This window comes from Flavobacterium anseongense, from assembly GCF_021608185.1.
GTDB lineage: Bacteria > Bacteroidota > Bacteroidia > Flavobacteriales > Flavobacteriaceae > Flavobacterium > Flavobacterium anseongense.
The window spans coordinates 367,964-393,595 of the sequence record NZ_JAKIHN010000003.1; the positions used below are offsets into that span (position 1 = coordinate 367,964).

The 25,632-nt window shown below is 36.5% G+C and carries 26 protein-coding genes; 22 read left to right on the forward strand and 4 right to left on the reverse strand.

Annotation, left to right across the window (positions count from 1 at the left end):
• Positions 1 to 16 precede the first annotated feature (16 nt).
• The 8 genes from panC (at position 17) to L1S35_RS06750 (ending at position 8,952) form a co-directional block, all read left to right on the forward strand.
• The gene (panC, locus tag L1S35_RS06715; protein WP_236398357.1) at positions 17 to 865 is read left to right on the forward strand and encodes a pantoate--beta-alanine ligase; all 849 of its coding nucleotides are present in this window, start codon (positions 17 to 19) and stop codon (positions 863 to 865) included.
• A 14-nt stretch (positions 866 to 879) separates the two neighbouring features.
• Positions 880 to 1,230, forward strand: coding sequence for an aspartate 1-decarboxylase (gene panD, locus L1S35_RS06720; RefSeq protein ID WP_236398236.1), 351 nt, complete (start codon positions 880 to 882; stop codon positions 1,228 to 1,230).
• Between the two features lie 6 nt (positions 1,231 to 1,236).
• Positions 1,237 to 2,202: a lysylphosphatidylglycerol synthase transmembrane domain-containing protein gene (locus L1S35_RS06725; protein ID WP_236398239.1), complete on the forward strand. Its 966-nt coding sequence runs from the start codon at positions 1,237 to 1,239 to the stop codon at positions 2,200 to 2,202.
• 95 nt (positions 2,203 to 2,297) lie between these two features.
• Positions 2,298 to 3,590: an alpha/beta hydrolase gene (locus L1S35_RS06730; protein WP_236398243.1), complete on the forward strand. Its 1,293-nt coding sequence runs from the start codon at positions 2,298 to 2,300 to the stop codon at positions 3,588 to 3,590.
• Positions 3,590 to 4,951: a DNA repair protein RadA gene (radA, locus tag L1S35_RS06735; RefSeq protein ID WP_236398246.1), complete on the forward strand. Its 1,362-nt coding sequence runs from the start codon at positions 3,590 to 3,592 to the stop codon at positions 4,949 to 4,951. The genes L1S35_RS06730 and radA overlap by 1 nt, the downstream gene beginning before the upstream one ends.
• A gap of 60 nt (positions 4,952 to 5,011) precedes the next feature.
• A complete protein-coding gene (locus L1S35_RS06740; protein WP_236398249.1) occupies positions 5,012 to 5,506 on the forward strand; it encodes a gliding motility lipoprotein GldH family protein in 495 nt (164 codons plus the stop codon).
• Positions 5,503 to 7,452 (forward strand): transglycosylase domain-containing protein, encoded by a 1,950-nt coding sequence (locus tag L1S35_RS06745; protein ID WP_236398252.1) that lies wholly within the window; start codon positions 5,503 to 5,505, stop codon positions 7,450 to 7,452. The genes L1S35_RS06740 and L1S35_RS06745 overlap by 4 nt, the downstream gene beginning before the upstream one ends.
• A 108-nt stretch (positions 7,453 to 7,560) precedes the next feature.
• Positions 7,561 to 8,952: a PQQ-dependent sugar dehydrogenase gene (locus tag L1S35_RS06750; protein WP_236398255.1), complete on the forward strand. Its 1,392-nt coding sequence runs from the start codon at positions 7,561 to 7,563 to the stop codon at positions 8,950 to 8,952.
• On the opposite strand, the gene L1S35_RS06755 is transcribed toward L1S35_RS06750, so the two are convergent.
• The 3 genes from L1S35_RS06755 to L1S35_RS06765 form a co-directional block, all read right to left on the reverse strand.
• Positions 8,953 to 9,987: an NADP(H)-dependent aldo-keto reductase gene (locus tag L1S35_RS06755; protein WP_236398258.1), complete on the reverse strand. Its 1,035-nt coding sequence runs from the start codon at positions 9,985 to 9,987 to the stop codon at positions 8,953 to 8,955.
• Between the two features lie 145 nt (positions 9,988 to 10,132).
• Complete coding sequence (locus L1S35_RS06760) at positions 10,133 to 11,098, reverse strand: OmpA family protein (RefSeq protein WP_236398261.1); 966 nt, start codon at positions 11,096 to 11,098, stop codon at positions 10,133 to 10,135.
• Between the two features lie 35 nt (positions 11,099 to 11,133).
• The gene (locus L1S35_RS06765; protein ID WP_236398264.1) at positions 11,134 to 11,895 is read right to left on the reverse strand and encodes an exodeoxyribonuclease III; all 762 of its coding nucleotides are present in this window, start codon (positions 11,893 to 11,895) and stop codon (positions 11,134 to 11,136) included.
• 180 nt (positions 11,896 to 12,075) lie between these two features.
• On the opposite strand from L1S35_RS06765, the gene L1S35_RS06770 reads away from it, so the two are divergent.
• Positions 12,076 to 13,887, forward strand: coding sequence for a GNAT family N-acyltransferase (locus L1S35_RS06770; RefSeq protein ID WP_236398267.1), 1,812 nt, complete (start codon positions 12,076 to 12,078; stop codon positions 13,885 to 13,887).
• A 37-nt stretch (positions 13,888 to 13,924) separates the two neighbouring features.
• Here L1S35_RS06770 and L1S35_RS06775 read toward each other — a convergent pair whose 3' ends face one another.
• Positions 13,925 to 14,917, reverse strand: coding sequence for a TlpA family protein disulfide reductase (locus L1S35_RS06775; protein WP_236398270.1), 993 nt, complete (start codon positions 14,915 to 14,917; stop codon positions 13,925 to 13,927).
• Positions 14,918 to 15,088: 171 nt separating this feature from the next.
• Here L1S35_RS06775 and aspS point away from each other — a divergent pair, with 171 nt between their 5' ends.
• From aspS to nuoK, 13 genes are all read left to right on the forward strand, one after another.
• Positions 15,089 to 16,837: an aspartate--tRNA ligase gene (aspS, locus tag L1S35_RS06780; RefSeq protein WP_236398272.1), complete on the forward strand. Its 1,749-nt coding sequence runs from the start codon at positions 15,089 to 15,091 to the stop codon at positions 16,835 to 16,837.
• 223 nt (positions 16,838 to 17,060) lie between these two features.
• On the forward strand, positions 17,061 to 17,261 hold the full coding sequence (locus L1S35_RS06785) for a cold-shock protein (RefSeq protein ID WP_236398276.1): 201 nt from the start codon (positions 17,061 to 17,063) through the stop codon (positions 17,259 to 17,261).
• A 207-nt stretch (positions 17,262 to 17,468) separates the two neighbouring features.
• Positions 17,469 to 17,834: an NADH-quinone oxidoreductase subunit A gene (locus L1S35_RS06790; RefSeq protein WP_236398279.1), complete on the forward strand. Its 366-nt coding sequence runs from the start codon at positions 17,469 to 17,471 to the stop codon at positions 17,832 to 17,834.
• A gap of 13 nt (positions 17,835 to 17,847) precedes the next feature.
• Positions 17,848 to 18,393 carry an NADH-quinone oxidoreductase subunit B gene (locus L1S35_RS06795; protein WP_236398282.1) on the forward strand — a complete coding sequence of 182 codons (546 nt, stop codon included), beginning with the start codon at positions 17,848 to 17,850 and terminating at the stop codon, positions 18,391 to 18,393.
• Between the two features lies 1 nt (position 18,394).
• A complete protein-coding gene (locus L1S35_RS06800) occupies positions 18,395 to 18,913 on the forward strand; it encodes an NADH-quinone oxidoreductase subunit C (RefSeq protein ID WP_236398287.1) in 519 nt (172 codons plus the stop codon).
• A gap of 23 nt (positions 18,914 to 18,936) precedes the next feature.
• On the forward strand, positions 18,937 to 20,172 hold the full coding sequence (locus L1S35_RS06805; protein ID WP_236398290.1) for an NADH-quinone oxidoreductase subunit D: 1,236 nt from the start codon (positions 18,937 to 18,939) through the stop codon (positions 20,170 to 20,172).
• Between the two features lie 5 nt (positions 20,173 to 20,177).
• Positions 20,178 to 20,708: a complex I 24 kDa subunit family protein gene (locus tag L1S35_RS06810; RefSeq protein WP_136151248.1), complete on the forward strand. Its 531-nt coding sequence runs from the start codon at positions 20,178 to 20,180 to the stop codon at positions 20,706 to 20,708.
• Positions 20,709 to 20,712: 4 nt separating this feature from the next.
• Positions 20,713 to 22,080, forward strand: coding sequence for an NADH-quinone oxidoreductase subunit NuoF (gene nuoF, locus L1S35_RS06815; protein ID WP_236398293.1), 1,368 nt, complete (start codon positions 20,713 to 20,715; stop codon positions 22,078 to 22,080).
• Between the two features lie 78 nt (positions 22,081 to 22,158).
• A complete protein-coding gene (locus L1S35_RS06820; RefSeq protein ID WP_236398296.1) occupies positions 22,159 to 23,208 on the forward strand; it encodes an NADH-quinone oxidoreductase subunit G in 1,050 nt (349 codons plus the stop codon).
• On the forward strand, positions 23,201 to 24,232 hold the full coding sequence (gene nuoH / locus L1S35_RS06825) for an NADH-quinone oxidoreductase subunit NuoH (RefSeq protein ID WP_236398298.1): 1,032 nt from the start codon (positions 23,201 to 23,203) through the stop codon (positions 24,230 to 24,232). Before L1S35_RS06820 ends, nuoH begins: the two co-directional genes overlap by 8 nt.
• 10 nt (positions 24,233 to 24,242) lie before the next feature.
• Positions 24,243 to 24,794, forward strand: a complete 552-nt coding sequence (locus tag L1S35_RS06830) for a NuoI/complex I 23 kDa subunit family protein (RefSeq protein ID WP_236398301.1) — start codon at positions 24,243 to 24,245, stop codon at positions 24,792 to 24,794.
• Positions 24,794 to 25,306, forward strand: a complete 513-nt coding sequence (locus tag L1S35_RS06835; RefSeq protein ID WP_236398304.1) for an NADH-quinone oxidoreductase subunit J family protein — start codon at positions 24,794 to 24,796, stop codon at positions 25,304 to 25,306. The genes L1S35_RS06830 and L1S35_RS06835 overlap by 1 nt, the downstream gene beginning before the upstream one ends.
• Position 25,307: 1 nt before the next feature.
• On the forward strand, positions 25,308 to 25,628 hold the full coding sequence (nuoK, locus tag L1S35_RS06840) for an NADH-quinone oxidoreductase subunit NuoK (protein ID WP_136151242.1): 321 nt from the start codon (positions 25,308 to 25,310) through the stop codon (positions 25,626 to 25,628).
• Positions 25,629 to 25,632: the final 4 nt, after the last annotated feature.

Sequence of the window (25,632 nt, forward strand, 5' to 3'; positions counted from 1 at the left end):
CATTTACCGAAAGCCAATGCTCCTTTTTAACACTCAAAACGAATTAATATCACATCTTAATTCTGTTTCAAACAAAGAAACTTCAATTGGCTTTGTCCCTACAATGGGCGCGCTTCACGAAGGACATCTTTCATTATTGTCCGAAGCTCTTCAACATAACTCACTGGTTGTTGTAAGTATTTTTGTCAATCCAACACAGTTTAACAATGCCGAAGATTTGGAAAAATACCCAAAAACATTGAACAAAGACATCGAAAAAATAAAATCGGTTTCCGATGATGTTATCATATTTGCCCCAAGCGTCGATGATATTTATAAAGGAAAAACGGTTTCACAACATTTTGACTTTGACGGATTAGAAAATCAGATGGAAGGTAAGTTTCGTCCCGGACATTTTGACGGTGTTGGAACTGTCGTAAAACGCCTTTTCGAAATCGTAAAACCGACCAGTGCTTACTTTGGCGAAAAAGATTTTCAGCAATTGCAGATTGTAAAAAAAATGGTTGAAAAAGCCAAGCTGAACGTCCATGTTATTGGTTGCCCAATTCATAGAGAGTCCAATGGATTAGCCATGAGTTCGCGCAACGAAAGATTATCAGATACTGAACGTAAAGAAGCAGCCATCATTTATAAAACTATTTCGCAAGCCAAAAATTTATTCAAAACAAAATCGGCTTCAGCAGTAACCGAATATGTCATAAAAACATTCGGGAAGCAAAGTCGTTTCGAATTAGAATATTTTCAAATTGCCGACGAAGCAACCTTACTGCCTTGTATCCGAAAAAGTAAATCCAAAAAATATCGTGCTTTCATCGCAGTTTTTGTTAACAAAATCAGATTGATTGATACGATTTCATTAAATTAATTTATTTTTGCGCCATGCAAATTGAAGTAGTAAAATCTAAAATTCACAGGGTAAAAGTGACTGGTGCCGATTTAAATTATATTGGCAGCATCACCATTGACGAAACCTTAATGGATGCCGCAAATTTGATTGAAGGCGAAAAAGTTTCCATTGTAAATGTCAACAACGGAGAGCGTTTTGATACTTATGTCATCAAAGGCACAAAAAATTCGGGCGATATTACACTTAACGGACCGGCTGCAAGAAAAGTTCACAAAGGCGACATCATCATCATTATGTCATATGCTTTAATGGATTTTGAAGAAGCAAAAGAATTTAAACCTTGGTTGGTCTTTCCAAACGAAACTAATAATTCCCTGACCTAAAATCTCTTGAAAAATCAAATCGGTAAATGGTTGACAATTCTCATTCCTCTTTTAATAGGAATCGGAATTATATACTATCAATATACCACTCTGACTTCCGATGAAATTCAGAAAATAAAAATCAGTTTTGAAAAAGCGAATTACTACTATATTTTATTATCGTTAGTAATCGCCTGTGTGGGTTATTGGTCAAGAGCTTACCGCTGGAAATTTGCCTTAAATCATTTGGGGTATCATACGAAATTCTCTAACAATTTCTTTACCGTTTGTGTTTCTTATTTGGTTAATTTGACAGTTCCGAGGTCTGGAGAAATTTCTCGGGCTGCCTTATTAAAAAAATACGAAGAAGTCCCTTTTGACAAGGCATTCGGAACCATAGTAGCCGAAAGAATAGTCGATTTGCTAATCTTTTTTCTTTTTGTTTTTATTGGATTTGTTTCTCAGTTTGATGAAATTTATGCTTTCCTTAAAAGTGAAAATGTATCATTTCAATCACTGATTATAACGGCAGTTGTTGGACTAATCTTATTTGTTGTTTTTATTTTGATTTGGATATACGCCGAATGGAAAATAATCTTAAAACTAAAGAAAAAATTATCCGGATTGGTCGAAGGCATTACTACAGTCTATAAAATGAAAGACAAATGGAAATACCTTTTTCATTCATTTTTTATATGGTTCTCCTATTTAATGATGTTTTATGTCGCCATCTTTGCACTACCGGAAACCTCAGAAATCAGTTTCGATATCGTAATCATGGGCTTCATTTTTGGCAGTCTGGCTGTAGGTTTTTCAAACGGCGGATTAGGCGCTTATCCTTTTTCTATTGCATTAATTTTTTCCCTTTACGGAATTACAAAAGATGTCGGTACCGCTTTTGGTTGGTTGGTTTGGACCTCACAAACTGTTTTGGCAATTCTTCTCGGATTGATTTCCTATGTTTTGCTCCCTGTTTTAAATAGAAATAAATAATTTTGTTATATTGCTAATCAATTTAACAAACTGCTATTAACTCGAGGCGTTGCCGAATTGCATGGAGCGCAGCGTAATAAAAACATCCTACTATCATGAAAAAATACATCCTGTTTTTATTTTTCATTTGTTCCAATGTTGCTTTTTCCCAAAAAATCACCGATACGATTTCGTCTAAAAGACTAAACGAAGACCGTGAAATTACGATTGGTTTACCACCATCATACGAAAGACATCAAAACCAAAAATATCCTGTTTTAATATTATTGGATGGTGATTTTCTTTTTGATGCTTTTCAGGGCGCATTGAGTTATGGAAACTATTGGGACGATTTGCCTGAAGTTATCATCGTTGGGATTTCTCAAAATAAAAATAACGAACGTGAAGCAGATTGTGCAGTGGATGCTGAAAATGGCCTGCCAACTGAAAAAGGAGAAGCTTTTTTTGAGTTTATCGGATTGGAGTTATTGCCTTATATACAAAAACAGTATAGAACCGCACCGTTTAAAATGATTGCAGGATTAGACACAACGGCTGGCTTTTTGAACTGCTATCTGTACAAAGACATTCCTCTTTTTGATGCCTATATTTCAATGAGCCCGGAACTTCCAACCGGAATGGAAGAACAAATTCCCGAAAGATTGGCTCTCATTGAAAAACCTATTTTTTACTATCATTCCTCAGGGGATGGCGACATGAAAAAAATGCGCAACCGAATTATAGCCTTAGATGAAGTCGCCAAAAAAATAAACAAACCAACACTCAATTATAGATTTGACGATTTCAAAGGAGCATCACATTATTCGTTGGTTCTGAATTCTATCCCAAGTGCTTTGTATCAGATATTTTCAGTTTACCAACCTATTTCAACCACAGAATTTAATGAAAAAATAGCTGTACTTCCATCAGGATATGTAGATTATCTATCTCAAAAATACGATGTGATTGAAAAGTCTTTGGCTCTAAAATTACCGATTCGTTTGAATGATTTTAAAGCAATAGAAGCTGCAATTCTTAAAAACAAAGCTTATCCTGAATTTGAAAAATTGGCGCAATTAGCCAAAAAGAATTATCCAAAATCAATGCTTGCCGATTATCAAATGGGGCAGATGTATGAAAAAACAGGAGAAAACGCCAAAGCGGTTAAATCCTATATGACAGCGTTTCAACGAGAAGAAATTGGCGATTTGACAAAAGACATGATGATTGAAAGAGCTGATGAATTAAAAAAATCATTGCCTAAAAAAGGAAAACCCGGAAAGAAAGAAGCTGCTGTAGAAGAACCTGTTGTAGAAGAAACGCCTCCAACCGATGCGCCAACAGAAGCAGCTCCAACGGATACACCTCCAACTGATGCACCGGCAACCGAAGAGAAAAAGAAAGAATAATGTCTAAAGTAAAAACTACTTTTTTTTGTCAAAATTGCGGCGCACAATATGCCAGATGGCAAGGCCAATGTAATTCATGCAAAGAATGGAATACTATAGCCGAAGAGATTATTCAAAAAGAAGAAAAAACAAGTTGGAAACCTTCGAGTACCGATTCTAAAAGAGTTTCTAAACCACTCCGAATAAAAGAAATTGATTCCACTCAGGAAGTTCGAATGGACAGTACTGATGGCGAATTAAACCGAGTGCTTGGCGGTGGCATTGTTCCGGGTTCACTAATCCTATTAGGCGGAGAACCAGGTATTGGAAAAAGCACCTTGCTGTTACAGATTTCTTTAAAATTGCCTTATAAAACCTTATATGTTTCGGGCGAAGAAAGTCAGAAGCAAATAAAAATGCGCGCCGAAAGGATTAATCCGAATAGTGACAACTGCTACATTTTGACCGAAACCAAAACCCAAAATATCTTTCGGCATATTGTAGAAACCGAACCCGATATCGTCATCATCGATTCGATACAAACACTACATACCGATTACATCGAATCCACAGCCGGAAGCATTTCTCAGATTAGGGAAACGACAGCCGAGCTGATAAAATTCGCCAAAGAAACCAATATTCCGGTTATACTTATTGGCCATATCACCAAAGACGGAAACATTGCCGGACCAAAAATTTTGGAGCACATGGTTGATACGGTTTTGCAATTTGAAGGCGACAGGAATCATGTATATCGAATTCTGCGCTCGTTAAAAAATCGTTTTGGTTCTACTGCCGAATTGGGAATTTATGAAATGCAAGGCTCAGGTTTGCGTGAAGTTTCCAATCCTTCCGAAATCTTAATTTCACATCGCGAAGAAGAACTTTCGGGAACTGCTATTGCATCAACGCTTGAAGGAATGCGACCTTTGATGATAGAAATTCAGGCTTTGGTTTCAACAGCAGTTTATGGAACGCCGCAGCGAAGCACCACAGGTTACAACGCCAAACGATTGAATATGATTTTGGCGGTATTAGAAAAGCGCGCCGGTTTCCGTTTGGGAACAAAAGATGTTTTCTTAAATGTAACTGGTGGAATTTCCGTTGATGATCCGGCGATTGACTTGGCCGTTGTTGCCGCAATTTTGTCTTCTAATGAAGATATCGCTGTTGGCAAAGATGTTTGCTTTGCCGGCGAAGTTGGACTTTCGGGTGAAATTCGTCCGATAAACAGAGTTGAGCAGCGCATTCAGGAAGCTGAAAAATTAGGATTTTCAACCATTTTCGTTTCTAAATATAATAAGATTGCCACCAAGTTTCCCGGAATAAAAATCGTTTTGGTTTCTAAAATTGAAGAAGTGGTTGAGCAGTTGTTTGGCTAATCTCTATCCATACAATAAAAGCCAAAAAAAATCGTTTTATATAGATTAAACCATTCTATTATGAAAACAAAAATATTACTCTTATTATCTTTATTTACGATTTTAATTTCTTGTTCCAAACATAATGAATATAGCGAATTTGTTGATTTTGGAAGAGAAAACCGTTGGCAAAAAGCAGATGCAAAAACCTTTGAATTTGACATCTCAGATGCAAAAGTCTTCAACGTTGATGTAACCGATGACAATCAATTATATACTATGACACTCCTGTTTAGTCATGTTTATGATTATCAGTTTGCCTCAATTCCCATAAATTTCAGCATCGAAAATCCATCTGGTGAAACCGAAAAATTTTCTGTTGATTTAGCCATTAAAGACAGTAATGGCAAAGAATTAGGGGAATGTGCCGGCGATATTTGCGATTTAAATTATATCATTAAAGAAAAAACAAAACTTCAAAAAGGAATATATAAAGTCACTATTTCGCATAGTTTTGAAGGACCATATCTACCCAATGTACTCGGAGTCGGATTGAGTGTTGAAGCAGTAAAATGAAAAGGACAAGACAAAAAGTAATTCTTTCTCTCAAAATAATTGGCATTTTTTTGCTGTTGGGTTTGGTGTTGCTTTTTGCTTTTCGGAATACGATTTTAGACAAGGTCATTCATCGCATTGATGCCAAATTGGAACGCGAATACCAATGCAATTTTACCATCCAAAAAGCCGAATTTCATGGCTTGACTAATTTGGAATTTCATCATATTACTTTGGTTCCGAAAGAAAAGGACACTTTGTTAAGCATAGACGAATTGAAAACCAGCGTTAGTTTCTGGAAACTATTAGTAGGCGATATTCAGTTGGGAAAACTCGAAATCAACAAAGGGTTTATCCAATTGGTAAAAACCAAAAACGGCAGTAATTTTGATGCTTTTCTGCGTTCTAAAAAAGAAAAAGATGAAAAAGCAGAAGTGAATTATGCCAAGCTTCTAAACCGGATTTCCTCCAAATTATTGGATTTGGTTCCGACTGATATGCAGGTTAAAGGCTTTGCATTCAAAATTGATGACAAAGGCAACAAAGTGGTTTTTGATTTTAATCAATTGGCTTTGGCCGATAAAAAACTGGCTACTATAATTCAGGTAACATCTGATAAATTTTCACAACAGTGGAGCATCAACGGTTTTGCCGATCCAAGAGACAGAAAGGCTGATTTGACGTTTGCCAATACTAAAAATGACACCATCAGAATTCCATATATTGATAAAAAATTCAACCTAAAAACCGGCTTTAAATCCATTCATTTCAACTTAGAAAATTTGGCTATGAATAGTGGTGAATTGCACATTGATGGCTATTCTTCGATTCAGGATTTGGTTGTAAACAATCCAAAAATTGCCAGTAAAGATGTGGTAATAAGAAATGCGCGTTTTGATTATCGATGGATTGTTGGTGAACATTTTATTGCTTTAGACAGTACTTCGACAATTCAATTGAATGCCATTAAATGCAAGCCATATCTTTCCTACACCAACGAAAAAGATAAAGTTTATGCGCTAAAACTGAAGATTCCAAAAATGAAAGCGCAGGATTTTATTTCGTCTTTGCCAAAAGGATTATTCCGCCATTTTGAAGGTATGGAAGCTCAGGGAAATTTTAGTTATGCGTTGAATTTTGAATACAACAATCACAAACCAAAGGATGTTATTTTCGAAAGTAAACTCAAACCCGAAGGCATAAAAATCACAAAATATGGCGAAGCCGATCTGAACAAAATCAATGGCGATTTTGTCTATCGTGCTATTGACAACGGTGTCTTACAGCGCCCAATTATAGTTGGTTCTGGAAACGGAAACTATACGCCTTTAGCTATGATGTCTCCTTATCTGAAAAAATGTGTGCTGACCAGCGAAGACCCCTCTTTCATGACGCATCGCGGGTTTATTAATGAGGCTTTTAGAGAATCGATTACCAAAAATATCCGAACCAAAAAATTCTCGCGTGGCGCCAGTACAATAAGCATGCAGTTGGTGAAAAATGTTTTTCTGACACGCGAAAAAACATTGTCGAGAAAACTGGAAGAAATTCTGCTGGTATATATTTTGGAAAACAACCGTATCAGTACCAAAGACAGAATGCTCGAAGTGTATTTCAATATTATAGAATGGGGACCAAACGTATACGGAATTGCCGAAGCTTCACAATTTTATTTTCAAAAAAGGCCGTATGATTTAAACGTAAACCAATGTTTGTTTTTAGCAACCATAATTCCGAGTCCAAAAAGGTTTATGGCCAAGTTTGATGCTAACAACAAATTAAAACCGGCAGCAAAGCAAACCGAAAAATTCCTTACTAACCTCATGTTCAAACGCAATATACTGACGGCTAATGATACGATTGGAAATTTTCCTTTGGAAATTTCAGGTCCGGCCAAATTTTTTCTGAAACAAAAACTTCCAACTGTTGAAACCGACAGCACTTCGATAGAAGAATTTGAATTTTAGATAAAATCGAAATTAAGAAACGCAATCCTAACCGATTGCGTTTTTTATATAACACTGTGAATAGTAATTTTTTATTTCTATTTTTACGCAACCTAAAAAAATAATGCTATGAAAAAGTTGCTACTATTAATCTCCTTTTTTACATTTTCTGCAAACGCCCAAACTATTGCTTTGCAAAGTTTTGCCACCGGTTTTTCTTCTCCTGTTGATATTGCACATCCGGCTAATGATTCTCGTCTTTTTGTTGTTCAAAAAGGTGGACTCATCAGAATTCTTAATTCAAACGGAACCATAAATGCAACTCCATTTTTAACTGTAAACGGATTAAGTGGAGGAAGTGAGCAAGGTTTATTGGGGTTGGCTTTTCACCCAAATTATGCAAGTAATGGAACATTTTTTATCAACTACACTAATACAGCAGGCGACACTGTTATTGCTAAATATACCGTTTCTGCCAACCCAAATATAGCTAATACAACTGCTACTATTTTAATGACAATTGACCAACCTTATTCTAATCATAATGGTGGTTGTCTGAGATTTGGTCCTGATGGGTATTTGTATATTGGTATGGGTGATGGTGGAAGTGGTGGTGATCCTAATAATTATGCTCAAAATCTTACGGTAGATAATGCCAATCCAACTCGTGTGTTTTTAGGTAAAATGTTGCGAATAGATGTTGACACCACTGATGGTTCTTTGAATTATGGTATTCCTCCTAGTAATCCGTATGCCACAACTGCTGGTATTAGAGAAATTTGGGCTTATGGTTTGCGTAATCCGTGGAAGTTTTCATTCAATAGATTAAATGGTGATTTATGGATTGGTGATGTTGGACAAGTTAATATTGAAGAAGTAAATAAAGTAGTCGCCCCTTTGCCAACAGGTTTAAATTTTGGATGGCGTTGTTATGAAGGAAATTCAGTCTATAATACTGCAGGTTGCCCGGCAATGTCTACTATGGTTTTTCCTGTAGCTCAGTATAATCATGCAACAGGATGTTCAATAACCGGTGGTTATTTTTATACCGGAAGTATGTATCCGAATTTTGCAGATAAGTACTTTTACTCCGATTATTGCGATAACAAAATCCGAACCGTAAACTCCTCAAATGTAGTTACGACTACCGCTTCATTCACAGGAGGATTTACCACATTTGGTGAAGATATCAACGGAGAATTATATGTTGCAGGTATTTCGAATGGTATCGTTTATAAAATCATAGATTCTTCACTTGGCTTAAATAACTTTACTAAAAACGGATTAAGCTTATATCCAAATCCGGCGAAGACCCAAATTTTTATTAAAAACAGTTCTGAAACAGCACTTTCAAATGTGAAAGTATTTGATTTAACAGGGAAATTAGTTCTGACCAAAACCGTTGAGAATAACGAAACAACGCCTGCTGTAAATATTGCTACATTATCTAGTGGATTGTATATGGTTGCTGTTGAAGATTTGACCGGAAATCTATATCAGTCTAAGTTAATAGTCGAATAATTAAGGCGCTGGATTCGGAATTGATTCCTGAATTTTATTGATTTCATTTATAACTTCCGGACTTAAAACTGTTTCAAAAGCCGCGATGTTTTCCTGAAGTTGTTCCATACTTGTCGCACCAATAATCGTTGATGTCACAAAATCCTGTTGGTTAACAAAAGCCAAAGCCATTTGGGTTAATGATAGTCCGTTTGATTCGGCTAGCTCTTTGTATAATTTTGTGGCTCTGATACAATTGGCATTCGAATAGCGGGAAAACTGCGGAAACAATCCTAAGCGTGATGTTGGTAAAATTCCATTGAGGTGTTTGCCTGTCAAAAAGCTGAATCCCAACGGAGAATAAGCCAATAAACCAACGTTTTCGCGCATTCCAATTTCGGATAGTCCAACTTCATACAAACGGTTCAACAACGAATACGGATTTTGAATTGTAACGATTCTGGGTAAATTATGTTTTTCGCTTTCGCTGATAAATTTCATTACACCATACGGGTTTTCATTAGAAACACCAATATGTTTTATTTTCCCTTCTTTGATTAAACCGTCAAAAACGCTCAACACTTCAAAGAAATTTTCCTGCCATTGAGTATCGATTTTAGAAATGCCTCGTTGCCCAAACATATTCATTACTCTTTCCGGCCAGTGCATTTGATACAAATCGATATAATCGGTCTGAAGGTTTTTTAAACTCAAATGAACTGCTTCGTGAATACTTTTCTTTGAAAAATCTAATGGATTTCTAATATAACCCATGCCTCGGTTTGGCCCGGAAATTTTTGTAGCAACAACCAAACTTTCTCTTTTCCCCGATTTCTTTAACCAGGTTCCAATATATTTTTCGGTAAGTCCAAGAGTGGCTTCGCGGGCAGCAATCGGATACATTTCGGCAGTATCAATAAAATTAATGCCTTTTTCAACAGCATAATCCAATTGGGAATGTGCATCGCTTTCAGAATTTTGTTCGCCAAAAGTCATCGTGCCAAGGCAAACTTTGCTGACTTTTATATTGGTATTGGGTAAGATTGTGTAGTTCATTTTGATTGCATTTTCGCTGCACAAAAGTAAAATATTAGAATCGTTTATTTTGTCCGATTAACAGATTATTTGGAAACGTTTACGATAAAAAAAGGTTCCAAGAAATCTCAGAACCTTAGTATCTAAGCACCTTAGTGCCTATCTTTTAAAACTCATTCAGCATTTTAGAAATCTCGTCTAATTTTGGCGTCAGGATAACTTCAATCCTACGGTTTTTAGCTTTGCCTTCGTTAGTGTCATTACTCATTATTGGAGCAAATTCGCCACGGCCGGCAGCCGTTAAGTTTTGTTTTCTGATGCCGCTGTTTTCAGATAAAATATTCACAATAGCTGTGGCTCTTTTGGTTGACAAATCCCAGTTGTTTTCTATTCCGCCACCAATATTTCCTAAAATTTTATCGTTATCCGTATGACCTTCAATCAAGACCGTAATATCCGGATTTTGAGCCAATACTTTTCCAACTTCAACTACGGCGCTTCTTCCTTCAGAACCAACCGCCCAACTTCCGGTTTGGAAAAGCAATTTGTTTTCCATAGAAACATATACTTTTCCGTTTTTCATTTGAACCGTCAAGCCCCTTCCTTCAAAGGCATTCAGCGCTTTTGACAAAGTATCTTTTAGTTTTTTCATCGCTGCATCTTTCGCTGCAATCATGCTTTCTAATTCGTTTAATCGTTTGGTATTTGATGCTAATTCACTGCTTAATTTATTCAATCGGTCTTGCTCTGCAGCCAATGTTTTTTCTTTAGCGTCAAGCTGTGCTAACAAATCTCGGTTTTTTGCCATATTGGTTTCCAAAGCATCGTTGCTGTTTTTTTCTAATGCTGCGTAAGAATCCTGTAAGGCTTTCAGGTTGTTACTTGCTGCCGTATAATCTGCCTGCAGTTTATCTCTGTCGGCTTTAAGTTGGTCACGTTCTGCTGTCAATGCTCTGTTCACCGAATCAAATTCGGCATTAGCTTTGTGAAGTTCATCATTTTCATCCGAAATAAATCGGTTTTCTTTTTTCAAATCGGTGTATTTGTTTTCCAAATCATTATAGATTTTTTTGGAAACACACGAACTCATCAAACTCAATGTTACTATTGCTAAAGTGATTTTTTTTATCATTTTTATTGAAATTGTTATTTTTATTGAAATTGATTTTAATCTATCTCTACTAAAATCGGGCAATGATCAGAATGTTTAGCTTCGGGTAAAATTACGGCTCTGCTCATTCTGTCTTTTAAATTTTCACTAACCAAATTATAATCAATACGCCAACCTTTATTATTGCCTCGTGCTCCGGCGCGATAACTCCACCAACTGTAATTGTGAGGTTCTTTATTAAAATGACGGAAGCTATCAATGAAACCGCTTTTCATAAATTTATCCAACCACGCTCTTTCTTCGGGCAAAAATCCGGATACAGTCTGGTTTCGAATTGGGTCGTGAATGTCAATTGCCTCGTGGCAAATATTATAATCACCACAAATAATTAAATTTGGAATTTGCTTTTTCAAAGCATCAATATAATTCTGAAAATCATCCATGTATTTAAACTTGTGCTCCAAACGGTCTAAGTTAGTGCCTGAAGGCAAATACAAACTCATTACCGAAATATCATCAAAATCAGCTCTGAGATTTCTTCCTTCAAAATCCATGTGAGTCACTTCGGTTCCATGAACCACTCTGTTGGGTTTTATCTTGGATAAAATAGCTACGCCGCTATATCCTTTTTTTTGTGCCGAAAAATAATATTGATACGGATAACCTGAAGCAGTAATAGCTTCTGTTGGAATTTGATCTTCGGTAGCTTTTATTTCCTGAAGACAAATCACATCAGGATTGGCATGTTGCAACCAATCCAAAAATCCTTTGGTGATGGCTGCTCGAATGCCATTAACGTTATAAGAAATAATTCTCATCAAATGTTGTTAAGAGTTTTCCCAAAAGTAAATAAAATTGATTTGTGATTTAAGATTAACGATATAAGATTTTTTCCTCTTCAAAAATCACAAATCGTTAATCAACAATCTTCAATTTCATTCTCCTATTTCAGTAGAATTGTTATCTTTGTTTTTCACTCAAAAAAATCAAAACTATACATGGGTTTAGTTACCGCCAAAGAGGTTGCAAAAGCAATAAAAGCAGATAAGTACGGAGTTTTCGGAACTTTTTGCGGTTGGTTATTGATGAAAGCTTTAAAAATTTCGACCTTAAATAAAATCTACGATCGAAATAAACACTTAAGCGAAGTAGAATTCCTGAATGCTATTTTAGATGAATTCCAAATCAAGTTTGAAATTCCGGAAGAAGATTTTAAACGTTTACCAAAAGAAGGAGCATATATTACCATTTCCAATCATCCTCTTGGCGGAATTGATGGCATTTTGTTATTAAAACTAATGCTAGAAAGAGAACCTGATTTTAGGATTATAGCCAACTTCCTTTTGCATCGTATTGAGCCAATGAAACAATATATCATGCCGGTAAATCCTTTTGAAAACCACAAGGATGCTAAGTCGAGCGTAATTGGAATTAAGGAAACTTTGCGTCATTTGAGCGATGGAAAACCTTTGGGAATGTTTCCTGCCGGTGAAGTTTCTACCTATAAAGACGGACAATTAGTAGTTGATAAAGTATGGGAAGAAGGCGCCATAAAAGTAATTCGAAAAGCGCAGGTCCCGGTAGTTCCTATTTATTTTCATGCTAAAAACAGCCGCTTTTTCTATTTGTTATCCAAAATAAATCCAACACTCAGAACCGCAAAATTACCTTCTGAACTATTAACACAAAAAGACCGGGTGATTAAAGTTCGTATTGGTAAAGCCATTTCGGTTGCCGAACAAAACGAACATAAAAGTATCGAAGAATACTCGGAATTCCTTAGAAGAAAGACCTATATGCTGTCTAATTCCTTCAATAAGGAAAATAATATTTTTGACCCGCGTAATATTGATCTGAATTTAAAAACGCCTAAAAGTCCGAAACAGATTGTAAAACCTGCGAATCACGATAAAATCCTGGAAGAAATTGCAGCGTTGCGTGACAGTGATTATCGTTTGCTGCAAAGCAAAAACTATATGGTTTTTTTAGTTCCGGCTGATCATATTCCGAATATTTTACATGAAATTGGCCGCTTACGCGAAATCACTTTTAGGTCAGTTGGGGAAGGAACCAATGAGCCTATCGATTTAGATCGTTTCGATTCTTATTACCAACACATGTTTTTGTGGGATGATGATGCACAGCTCATTGCCGGTGCTTACCGAATGGGATTTGGCTCAGAGATTTTTCCTAAATACGGTATCGAAGGTTTTTATCTTCAGGATTTATTCCGATTTGAGCCCGAATTATATGGCATGATGGAACAATCTATCGAAATGGGAAGGGCATTTATTATCAATGAATACCAACAAAAACCAATGCCATTATTCCTGCTTTGGAAAGGTATTGTACACACAACTTTGCGTTATCCGGAACATAAATTCCTGATTGGTGGTGTGAGTATCAGCAATCAATTTACCGAATTCTCAAAATCACTGATGATTGAGTTTATGAAGTCGCATTATTATGATCCTTATGTGGCACAGTATATCCATCCGAAAAAAGAATTCAAAGTAAAACTAAAAGATGCAGACAAAGATTTTGTCTTTAGCGAAACGGAAGCCGATTTAAATAAATTTGATAAAATTATTGATGAAGTCGAACCTGGCAGCTTGCGTTTACCTGTTTTAATTAAAAAATACATAAAGCAAAACGCTCGTGTTGTGGCTTTCAATGTTGACCCCTTGTTTAACAACGCAGTTGACGGCTTAATGTATATTCGAATTGCTGATTTACCCGAAAGCACTGTAAAACCTGTAATGGAAGAATTTCAGGCGGAACTTGAACGAAAAGAGAAGAATTATAAATAAAAAAAGCCTCGAGATTCGAGGCTTTTTTTATTTAGTTTTATTGAAGTAAACCCGCTAACTGTTCTTTTAGTTTTGGGTCTGATGGTCTTGCCGCATCGGCATCTACAACAGTTCCTGTTGGATCAATCAAAATAAACCTTGGGATTGTATTTACATTAAATGCTTTGATAAAATCCATATTCGCTCTGTCTGCATACAATTGAATTCCGGTAAGCTCTTTTTCTTTTACAAATGTTCTCCATTTTTCGTGGTCTTTTTCAGAATCCGTAGAGATACTTACGAAAGCGATGTTTTTATCATGCAGACTTTTTTCCAATTCTTTCAAAAACGGAATTTCAGCACGACATGGTCCGCACCAGGTTGCCCAAAGATCAATGTAAACATATTTCCCTTTTAAACTTTCTAATGTAGTTTTCCCACCGGCGTGATTTTCATAATCAAAGTTTGGCGCTTTTGAATTGTTCATTTTTTTGCCAGCAAGCTTTTGATTGTAATATTGTCTCAAGCCAAACAATTCCTCATCAATATTTTGTTTTTGCAAAGCAACAAAGTTTGAATCCAATTTGGCTGAATCTAATTTTTGGAAATCTGAATTCCTTTTAGCATCAATCATTTTATTGAAACTGGCCTCATCCGCAGCAAGCAATTCATTATAATTAAAGGTGCTTTCTTCAATTGTTGATTGGGCTAAAAAATTGTTTTCCGCTTCACCTTTACCAGTATATTTGATAGATGCATCAAAGTTTTTAGCATCCATTTTTAACTTCAAATTATATCCGTTTTTCAAAAACAACTGAGTATATTCTACACCGTCAAACATCAAATACAATCCTTCTTTAACTTCAAAAGTAGCTTTGAAAAGATTGTCTTTATCAATTTTTATCTCCTGAATAGTGTTTTTATTTTCTTTAATATAAATAACATCACCATTTCTATTGGCAATATCAGCCTGAAAAGTCATTGTGTTTTTTTGAGCAAAACCAATGCTTGAGAACACAAACGCAACTAAAATGAAATACAATTTTTTCATAAAATAAATTTTAATTTTAAGTGAAGTCAAATATAGTTTTTTCTGAAATATACGCCTAATGCTTTAACAAAACATGTTTCAAAGTTTACCATAGCTAATTGATATTTGTTTTTTACTTTTGCAGACTCAAGACCGTTAGGTCGAATAGTTACGAAGTAAAAATTTATTGTAATGTACAGAAGTCATAATAATGGTGAATTAAACGCCACACATATTAACAAAGAAGTAACGCTTGCCGGTTGGGTTCAAAAATCTCGTGATAAAGGATTCATGATTTGGGTTGATTTGCGCGACCGTTACGGAATTACACAATTAATTTTTGATGAACAAAGAACAGACAAAGCCGTTTTTGAAAAAGCAAAATCGCTCGGAAGAGAATTTGTAATTCAGGTAAAAGGAACTGTAATTGAGCGTGAGTCAAAAAATGCTACTATGGCAACCGGCGATGTTGAAATTCTGGTTTCTGAATTAAATATTTTAAACTCAGCGATAACTCCGCCTTTCACCATTGAAGACGAAACTGATGGCGGCGAAGATATCCGAATGAAATACCGTTACTTGGATATTCGTAGAAATCCGGTTAAAAATTCACTGCTTTTCCGTCACAAAGTGGCTATGGAAGTTCGAAAATATTTATCCGATTTGGATTTTTGTGAAGTAGAAACACCGTATTTAATCAAATCTACTCCGGAAGGCGCAAGAGATTTTGTGGTGCCAAGCCGAATGAATGAAGGCCAATTTTATGCTTTACCACAATCGCCACAAACATTCAAACAATTATTGATGGTTGGCGGAATGGATAAGTATTTCCAAATTGTGAAATGTTTCCGTGATGAAGATTTGCGTGCCGACAGGCAACCTGAATTCACCCAAATCGATTGCGAAATGGCATTTGTAGAACAAGAAGATATTTTAAATGTTTTCGAAGGATTGACACGTCATTTGCTAAAAGAATTAAAAGGCATTGAAGTAGATAAATTCCCGAGAATCACCTACGATTATGCCATGAAAACCTACGGAAATGACAAGCCGGATATTCGTTTTGACATGAAGTTTGGCGAGTTAAATTCGGTAGCCCAACATAAAGATTTTGGTGTTTTCAATTCGGCTGAATTAGTAGTTGGAATTGCCGCTCCAAATTGCGCATCCTTTACAAGAAAAGAAATTGACGCTTTGATTGACTGGGTAAAACGTCCTCAGGTTGGCGCATCCGGAATGGTATATGTAAAATGTGAAGAAGACGGAACTTTTAAATCATCTGTAGATAAGTTCTACGATCAGGGCGATTTGAAAAAATGGGCAGAAGCAACCAATGCCAAAGCCGGCGACATGATTTTTGTGCTTTCCGGTCCGGCTGATAAAACACGCGGGCAACTTTCGGCACTTCGTATGGAATTGGCAACACGTTTGGGATTAAGAAATCCTGAAGTTTTTGCTCCGCTTTGGGTTGTTGATTTTCCTTTGTTAGAATTCGATGAAGAAAGCGGCCGTTATCATGCGATGCATCATCCGTTTACGTCTCCAAAACCTGAAGATATGAAACTGATTGAAACCGAACCTGGAAAAGTTCGCGCCAATGCTTATGATATGGTTTTGAACGGAAATGAAATCGGTGGTGGTTCCATCAGAATCCATGATAAAGACTTGCAAAGCAGAATGTTCTCACTTTTAGGATTCACTCCGGAACAAGCTGAAGAACAATTTGGTTTCCTAATGAATGCGTTCCAATTTGGCGCGCCACCACATGGTGGATTAGCTTTTGGATTGGACAGATTGGTAGCCATTTTGGGCGGACAGGAAACAATTCGGGACTTTATTGCTTTCCCAAAAAACAATTCGGGAAGAGATGTTATGATTGATGCGCCAGCTGCAATTGATGATACTCAGTTAAAAGAATTATGCATAAAACTTGATTTGTAGTAATTTATATCAAATTCACAGAATTTTAAGAAGCAACTGTTCAAATAATTAAAAACAGTTGCTTTTTTTATACTTTAATTTAAAATGTCTCAAGTATTTCTCTATCAAGTTTTTAAATAAAGAATGAAATTTTAACAAATTTTTAATTATTTAACATTGAAATGCTTGTTATGTCGCAATAAAAATTATCTTTGAGCATTATTAATTATTTTTACAATACAAAATGCGCACAGGAACAGTAAAATTTTTCAACGAATCAAAAGGTTACGGTTTTATCACTGACGATGAAACTGGAAAAGACATTTTCGTACATGCTACCGGAGTTAAATCTGAAGGTTTAAACGAAGGAGATAAAGTATCTTACGAAGAAGAGGAAGGTAGAAAAGGTAAAGTAGCGGCTCAAGTAGTAACTATCGAAGAGTAATATATAGTATTTTTTGATTACCTAGATTTAAATGACGTCCCGAGTAATTCGGGACGTTTTTTTTATGTTTTAAAACCCGTTATTTAAAATGAATTTAAATAGTGTTTTTTAAGACGTAAAAACCAAACGTTTAACGCTTGATTTTTGCGAATTAAATAATGCGATGTATATTTGTGCCTATTTAATTTACTTCAAATTTTACCCATTATGCAATCTAATCAATTAGATTATTTACCAATCCTTATGCAGGCAGGTTTAGCAATAGGATTTGTGGTTATGACCATCATCGGTTCTGGCTATTTAGGGCCAAAAAGACACTCTAAAAACAAAGACAAAAACTTCGAATGCGGAATAGAATCTGTTGGTAATGCAAGGATTCCTTTTTCTGTAAAATATTTCCTCGTGGCGATTTTATTTGTTTTGTTTGATGTCGAAGTGATTTTCTTATATCCATGGGCAATCAATTTCAAAGCATTGGGAATTGAAGGTATGATTAAAATGGTAATTTTTATGATGTTACTTCTGGTTGGGTTCTTCTATATCATTAAGAAGAAAGCGCTAGAATGGGAATAATAAAATAATTGCAATGAGCGATACAAAAACAAATATGGTTGCTCCGCCCGAAGGAGTTGTTGGCGAAGGTTTCTTTGCTACAAAACTAAACGATGTTGTTGGTTTGGCACGTGCCAATTCACTTTGGCCTTTGCCTTTCGCTACTTCTTGTTGCGGAATCGAATTTATGGCAACAATGGCTTCTCATTATGACTTAGCGCGTTTTGGTTCGGAAAGAGTTAGTTTTTCTCCCCGTCAAGCGGATATGCTAATGGTAATGGGAACAATTTCCAAAAAAATGGCACCAATATTACGTCAGGTTTACGAACAAATGTCAGAACCTCGTTGGGTAATTGCCGTTGGAGCATGTGCTTCATCAGGTGGTGTTTTTGATACTTATTCAGTACTTCAAGGAATTGACAAAGTAATTCCGGTAGACGTTTACGTTCCGGGTTGTCCTCCAAGACCTGAACAAATTGTGGACGGCGTAATGCAATTACAGGAATTAGTCAAAAATGAATCTGTCCGCAGAAGAAATTCACCTGAATATAAAGAATTATTAGCTTCTTATAACCTATAATATGGCTTTAGAAACTGCATACATACAAGAAAATCTATCTAAAAAATTTGGCAACAATGTGCTGAATTTTGAAATGAAAAGAGATATTTTTTCCTTCGAAGCTACTTCAGAAACTATTCATGAAGTAATTCAAACACTGAAAGAAGACGAAAGCTTAAACTTCCATTTTTTAACCGATTTGACCGGAATTCATTTTCCTGACAATGATGAAAATCATCAGTTTGCCGTGGTGTATCAATTGCACAATTGGGTTGAAAATGTTAGAATCCGCGTTAAAACATTTTTGCCTGATCCGGCAGAAGTAGATACAATTACTGATTTGTTCTTATGCGCCAATTGGATGGAAAGAGAAGCCTGGGATTTCTTCGGAATCAATTTCAAAGGTCATCCTCAATTGAAACGAATTTTAAATATGGATGAAATGATTTCTCATCCAATGCGCAAAGAATTCCCAATGGAAGACAGCGGAAGAACAGATAAAGACGATAGATTTTTTGGAAGAACAGTTTCAAATAATTAAAAATAAATAACTCAACATTATAAATGTCAGATTTATTATTACCACCAGAGCATCGCTATGCTAAAATCATAGAACAAAGCCGAAATGAAGACGGAAGTGAATTTTCTATCTTAAATCTTGGCCCAACGCATCCGGCTACTCACGGGATTTTTCAGAATATTTTATTAATGGATGGTGAGCGTATTTTAGATGCTGAGCCAACCGTTGGCTACATTCACAGAGCATTTGAAAAAATTGCCGAAAACCGTCCGTTTTACCAAATCAATGTATTGACAGACCGTATGAACTATTGTTCATCGCCAATCAATAACATGGCCTGGTGGATGACTGTTGAAAAATTGTTGAATATTGAAGTGCCGAAACGCGCGCAATATTTGAGAGTTATCGTAATGGAATTAGCCCGAATTACAGACCATTTAATCTGTAATTCCATCCTTGGAGTTGATACCGGAGCTTACACCGGTTTCCTTTACGTATTCCAATTCAGAGAAAAAGTATATGAAATCTACGAGGAAATTTGTGGTGCGCGTTTAACAACCAATATGGGAAGAATAGGCGGTTTCGAAAGAGAATGGTCACCAAAAGCTTTTGAATTGCTAAACACTTTTCTTGTAGAATTTCCGGTTGCCTGGAAAGAATTCGAAAATCTTTTTGAAAGAAACAGAATCTTTATAGACAGAACCGTTAACGTTGGTCCGATTACAGCCGAAAAAGCAATGCAATACGGATTAACCGGTCCAAATTTACGTGCGGCCGGAATTGATTATGATGTCCGTGTTGCCCAGCCTTATTCTTCTTATGAAGATTTTGAATTCACCGTTCCGGTCGGAAAATCAGGTGATACTTATGACCGTTTCTGCGTTCGTAATGCCGAAGTTTGGGAAAGTTTGAGCATCATCAGACAAGCCTTGGCTAAATTACCGGAAGGCCCAATCCACGCTGATGTTCCCGATTATTATTTGCCTCCAAAAGAAGATGTTTACACCAATATGGAAGCGTTAATCTATCACTTCAAAATTGTGATGGGTGAAGTTCCGGTTCCTGTAGATGAAATTTATCATGCTGTGGAAGGCGGAAACGGAGAATTAGGATTTTATCTAATAACAGACGGAAGCAGAACGCCATACCGATTGAAATTCAGAAGACCTTGTTATATCTATTATCAAGCCTATACTGAAATGATTAAAGGCGGAATGTTATCCGATGCTATCGTAATATTATCAAGTTTAAATGTAATTGCCGGCGAATTAGACGCTTAATTATTATGGAAAGATCACACATTAAACAAGAAATAAATATCACTGACACTTTGATGAACCGCATCAATGAGTTAATCAGTCATTATCCTGCAGACAAAAAGAAATCGGCTTTATTGCCGGTTTTGCACGAAGTTCAGGATGCTCACGACAATTGGTTAAGCATTGAATTGCAAAACAAAGTTGCCGAGATTTTAGAAATACAACCAATTGAAGTCTATGAAGTCGTGACATTTTACACGATGTACAATCAAAGACCAATTGGAAAATATATGTTTGAATTCTGCCAAACTTCTGCCTGTTGTTTAAATGGCGTGGAAAATTTGATGGATTACACCTGTAACAAATTAGGTGTTGGCGTAGGCGAACCAACAGCGGACGGCCTTTTCGAAGTACGTGGCGTTGAATGTCTTGGTGCTTGTGGTTATGCGCCAATGATGCAGTTGGGTGATTTCTTTCAGGAACATTTGACAGAAGCAAAAATCGATCAGCTTATTGCTGATTGCAAAGACGGAAAAATCACTTTACACGATAAATAATATCATGGGAAGAAAAATATTATTAGACAAAATAAACGTTCCGGGAATCAGAACCTATGAAGTATACCGTAAAGAAGGCGGTTATGCTTCGGTGGAAAAAGCCCTGAAAAAAATGACTCCGGATGAAGTGGTGGAAGAAGTAAAAACTTCAGGCCTTCGTGGACGTGGTGGTGCAGGTTTCCCTGCCGGAATGAAATGGAGTTTTATCGATAAAAAATCAGGTAAACCAAGACATTTGGTTTGCAATGCTGACGAATCTGAACCGGGAACTTTCAAGGACAGATATTTGATGGAATTTATTCCTCATTTATTGATTGAAGGAATGATAACCTCGAGTTACGCATTGGGTGCCAACCTATCCTACATCTACATTCGTGGAGAATACATGTGGGTTTACAAAATTTTAGAAAACGCTATCGCCGAAGCAAAAGCTGCCGGTTGGTTAGGAAAAAATATATTAGGTTCGGGTTATGATTTGGATTTATATGTTCAAATTGGTGCCGGAGCTTACATCTGTGGAGAAGAAACAGCGTTGATTGAAAGCCTTGAAGGGAAACGTGGAAATCCTAGAATTAAACCACCATTCCCGGCAGTTATGGGACTTTGGCAAAATCCAACCGTAGTAAATAACGTTGAAACCATTGCAGCTGTGCCTTGGATTGTAAATAATTCAGGTGCTGATTATGCTGCGATTGGAATTGGTCGTTCTACAGGGACCAAATTAATTTCGGCTTCCGGAAATATAAAAAATCAAGGCGTTTTCGAAATAGATTTAGGATTGTCAGTATACGAATTCATCAATTCGGATGAATATTGTGGCGGAATGCAAACCGACAGACCATTGAAAGCATTGGTTCCCGGAGGAAGTTCAGTTCCTGTTTTACCAGCTCATTTAATCTATAAAACTGCTGCAGGTGAAGATCGTTTGATGACTTACGAAAGTTTGGCTGATGGTGGATTTGCATCGGGTTCGATGTTAGGTTCAGGTGGATTCATAGTGTATGATGACCGAGCTTGTATCGTTCGTAATACTTGGAATTTCTCAAGATTTTACCACCACGAAAGTTGCGGTCAATGTACACCATGCCGTGAAGGAACAGGTTGGATGGAAAAAGTATTATGGAGAATCGAAAACGGACAAGGACGCGAAGAAGACATCGAATTGTTATGGAGCATTCAGGCAAAAATTGAAGGAAATACCATTTGCCCATTAGGTGATGCTGCTGCATGGCCAGTTGCCGCAGCCATTCGCCATTTTAAAGATGAATTTGAATACCATATCCGTTTCCCGGAAAAAATAAAAAACAGAGATCACTTTGTGGCTGAACCTTTTGAAAAAGTAAAGCATTTAATCGCAAAGCAAGAAGTATAAAGTTGATGGTTGATAGTTGATAGTTTATGGAATATCCAACGACTGACAACCGACAACCAACAACCAACAACTAATATTATGAAAGTAACTATAGACGGTCACGAAATTGAAGTAGCTCCGGGAACAACCATCCTGCAGGCAGCTCGTATGATTGGTGGAGAAGTTGTTCCGCCAGCCATGTGTTATTATTCTAAACTAAAAGGAACCGGAGGAAAATGCCGTTGTTGTTTGGTGGATGTTACCAAAGGAAGTGATGCCGACCCAAGACCAATGCCAAAATTAATGGCATCCTGCGTAACTGGTTGTCAGGACGGAATGGAAGTAGCCAGCAAATCTTCGGACAGAGTTAAAGAAGCAAGAAATGCCGTAACCGAATTCCTTTTAATCAATCACCCTTTAGATTGTCCGGTTTGTGACCAGGCAGGCGAATGTGATTTGCAGAATTTAAGCTTCGAACACGGAAAATTACAACAACGTTTCGTTGAAGAGAAAAGAACTTTTGAGCCTGAAAATATTGGTGATAAAATTCAATTACACATGAACCGTTGCATAGTTTGCCAACGTTGTGTTGAAGTGGCTGACCAATTGACAGACGGAAGAGTTCACGGTGTTTTAAATCGTGGCGATCATTCACAAATTTCAACTTGCGTTTCGGCAGCGATTGACAATGAATTTTCAGGAAATATGATTGATGTTTGTCCGGTAGGTGCTCTGACCGATAAGACATTCCGATTCAAATCGAGAGTTTGGTTCAACAAACCTTTTAATGCACACAGAGATTGCGATAAATGCTGCGGTAAAACGACTGTTTGGATGTTTGGTAATGAAATTCAAAGAGTAACTGCCCGTAAAGATGAATTCCATGAAGTAGAAGAATTTATTTGTAATACGTGTCGTTTCGACAAAAAAGATGTTGCTGATTGGGTAATTGAAGGACCACGTAAATTCGAAAAAGATTCGGTTATCAATCAAAATAATTACACACGAAAATTAGAAAAAGTAGTTATCGAAACTGAAAAAGGAATTTTACAAGGTAGAGATATCGACCGTAAAAAAATCAGTATGGCCGAGATTGATTACAACGAAAAAATAGATGGTAACCCAGTAAATTCAAAGAAAAATGGATAGTGCCTTTATTATAGAAAAAAGCGTTCTGATTGTAGTAGTGTTTGCGATAACTATGGTTATGGCAATGTATTCTACTTGGGCTGAACGTAAAGTGGCTGCTTTTCTTCAAGACCGAGTTGGTCCAAATCGTGCCGGTTGGGGCGGATTATTGCAACCGCTTGCCGATGGAATGAAATTGTTTGCCAAAGAAGAATTTGAACCAGATACCAAAAACAGATTCTTATTCTTTGTTGGACCGGCAATCGCGATGAGCACCGCTTTGATGACCAGTGCCGTAATTCCGTGGGGCGATAAACTGCACATTTTTGGACGTGATGTTGTTTTACAGGCAACCGATATTGACGGTTCATTACTATACATTTTTGCCATAGTTTCTATTGGCGTTTACGGAATTATGATTGGTGGCTGGGCATCGAACAATAAGTTTTCCTTAATGGGTGCTGTTCGTGCAGCTTCTCAAATGGTTTCTTATGAAGTGGCGATGGGATTATCTGTTATCGCTTTAATCATGATGACCGGAACCTTGAGCTTAAAAGAAATTTCAATACAACAATCCGGAATGAACTGGAATGTTTTCTATCAACCGGTTGGATTTTTAATCTTCCTAATCTGTGCTTTCGCAGAAACAAACAGAACGCCTTTCGACTTAGCCGAATGTGAATCAGAATTAATTGGTGGATATCACACCGAATACTCATCCATGAAAATGGGATTCTATTTGTTTGCCGAATATGCGAATATGTTTATCTCATCAACCATCTTGGCTGTCCTTTATTTTGGAGGTTACAATTACCCGGGAATGCAATGGATGGTGGACAATGTAGGCGTTAACACCGCTAACATTTTAGGAATCGGAGTTTTATTTATTAAAATATGCTTCTTCATTTTCTTCTACATGTGGGTTCGTTGGACAATACCACGTTTTAGATACGATCAATTGATGAATCTAGGCTGGAAGATTTTAATTCCGCTTTCTATCATCAATATAGTAATAACAGGAATTTGCATTCTAGCTTTTAAATAAGAAAAGAATTATGTCAGCATCAATACAAAGTATATCGCTTTCCGGCAGAAAAAAACAAGTTTCCAACAAGGAAATGACTTTTTGGGAAAGTCTATATCTAATAGCCATCGTCAAAGGATTGCTTATTACCATCAAACACTTTTTTAGAAAAAAAGCAACCATTCATTATCCGGAACAAACGCGTGAATTCAGTCCGGTTTATCGTGGACAACATATGTTGAAACGCGATGAACTTGGCAGAGAAAACTGCACCGCTTGTGGTTTGTGTGCTTTATCCTGTCCGGCTGAAGCCATCACTATGAAAGCCGAAGAAAGAAAACCGGGAGAAGAACATTTGTACCGCGAAGAAAAATACGCTTCGATTTATGAAATCAATATGCTGCGTTGTATTTTCTGCGGTTTATGTGAAGAAGCCTGTCCAAAAGACGCTATTTATTTGACAATTTCAAAAGAGTTAGTTCCTGCCAATTACGACAGAGAAGATTTCATTTTTGGAAAAGACAAATTGGTAATGCCTTTGGAAATGGCAATGAAAAATGCTCAACTTAAAAACGCTAACTAATGTCGCCTATATTAATTACATTCTACTTTTTATCAGCCATTACGTTGGCTTCGGCGTTTTTAACGATTTATAGTAAAAACCCAATTCACAGTGCTATTTATCTGGTGATTTGCTTTTTCACCATTGCGGGTCATTATTTATTATTTAATTCTCAGTTCTTAGCGATAGTACACATTATTGTTTACTCCGGTGCCATTATGGTCCTCTTCCTATTTACCATCATGTTAATGAATTTAAATAAAGAAGACGAAGTACACAAACCCCGAATTACAAGACTTGGTGCCATTACTATCTGTATTTTGATGAGTGTGGTTTTGGTAACTATTTTCATTAACTCGAATCCTATTGTGGGTGATGAATTACCTTCAACTGAAGATTATCAATCCATAAAAAAATTGGGAACCTTATTGTTAAACGAATATATGGTGCCTTTTGAATTTGCTTCTATCCTATTGTTAGTAGCTATGATTGGTGTGGTTTTATTGTCTAAAAAAGAAAAAACAGAGAAGTAAGATGAATAATGTTATAAATGAAATAGGTATCGAAAACTACATTTTCCTTGCGTCATTGCTATTTTGTATTGGAGTTTTTGGAGTGTTGTACAGAAGAAATGCTATTATCGTATTCATGTCGATTGAAATTATGCTGAATGCTGTAAACTTATTGTTTGTCGCTTTTTCAACTTTTCGCCAGGATGCCGAAGGACAAGTATTTGTATTCTTCTCGATGGCGGTTGCCGCTGCCGAAGTTGCCGTTGGTTTGGCAATTTTAGTTTCGGTTTATAGAAATGTTGGCTCGATTGATATCGCTAATTTAAAGAACTTAAAAGGATAATCTA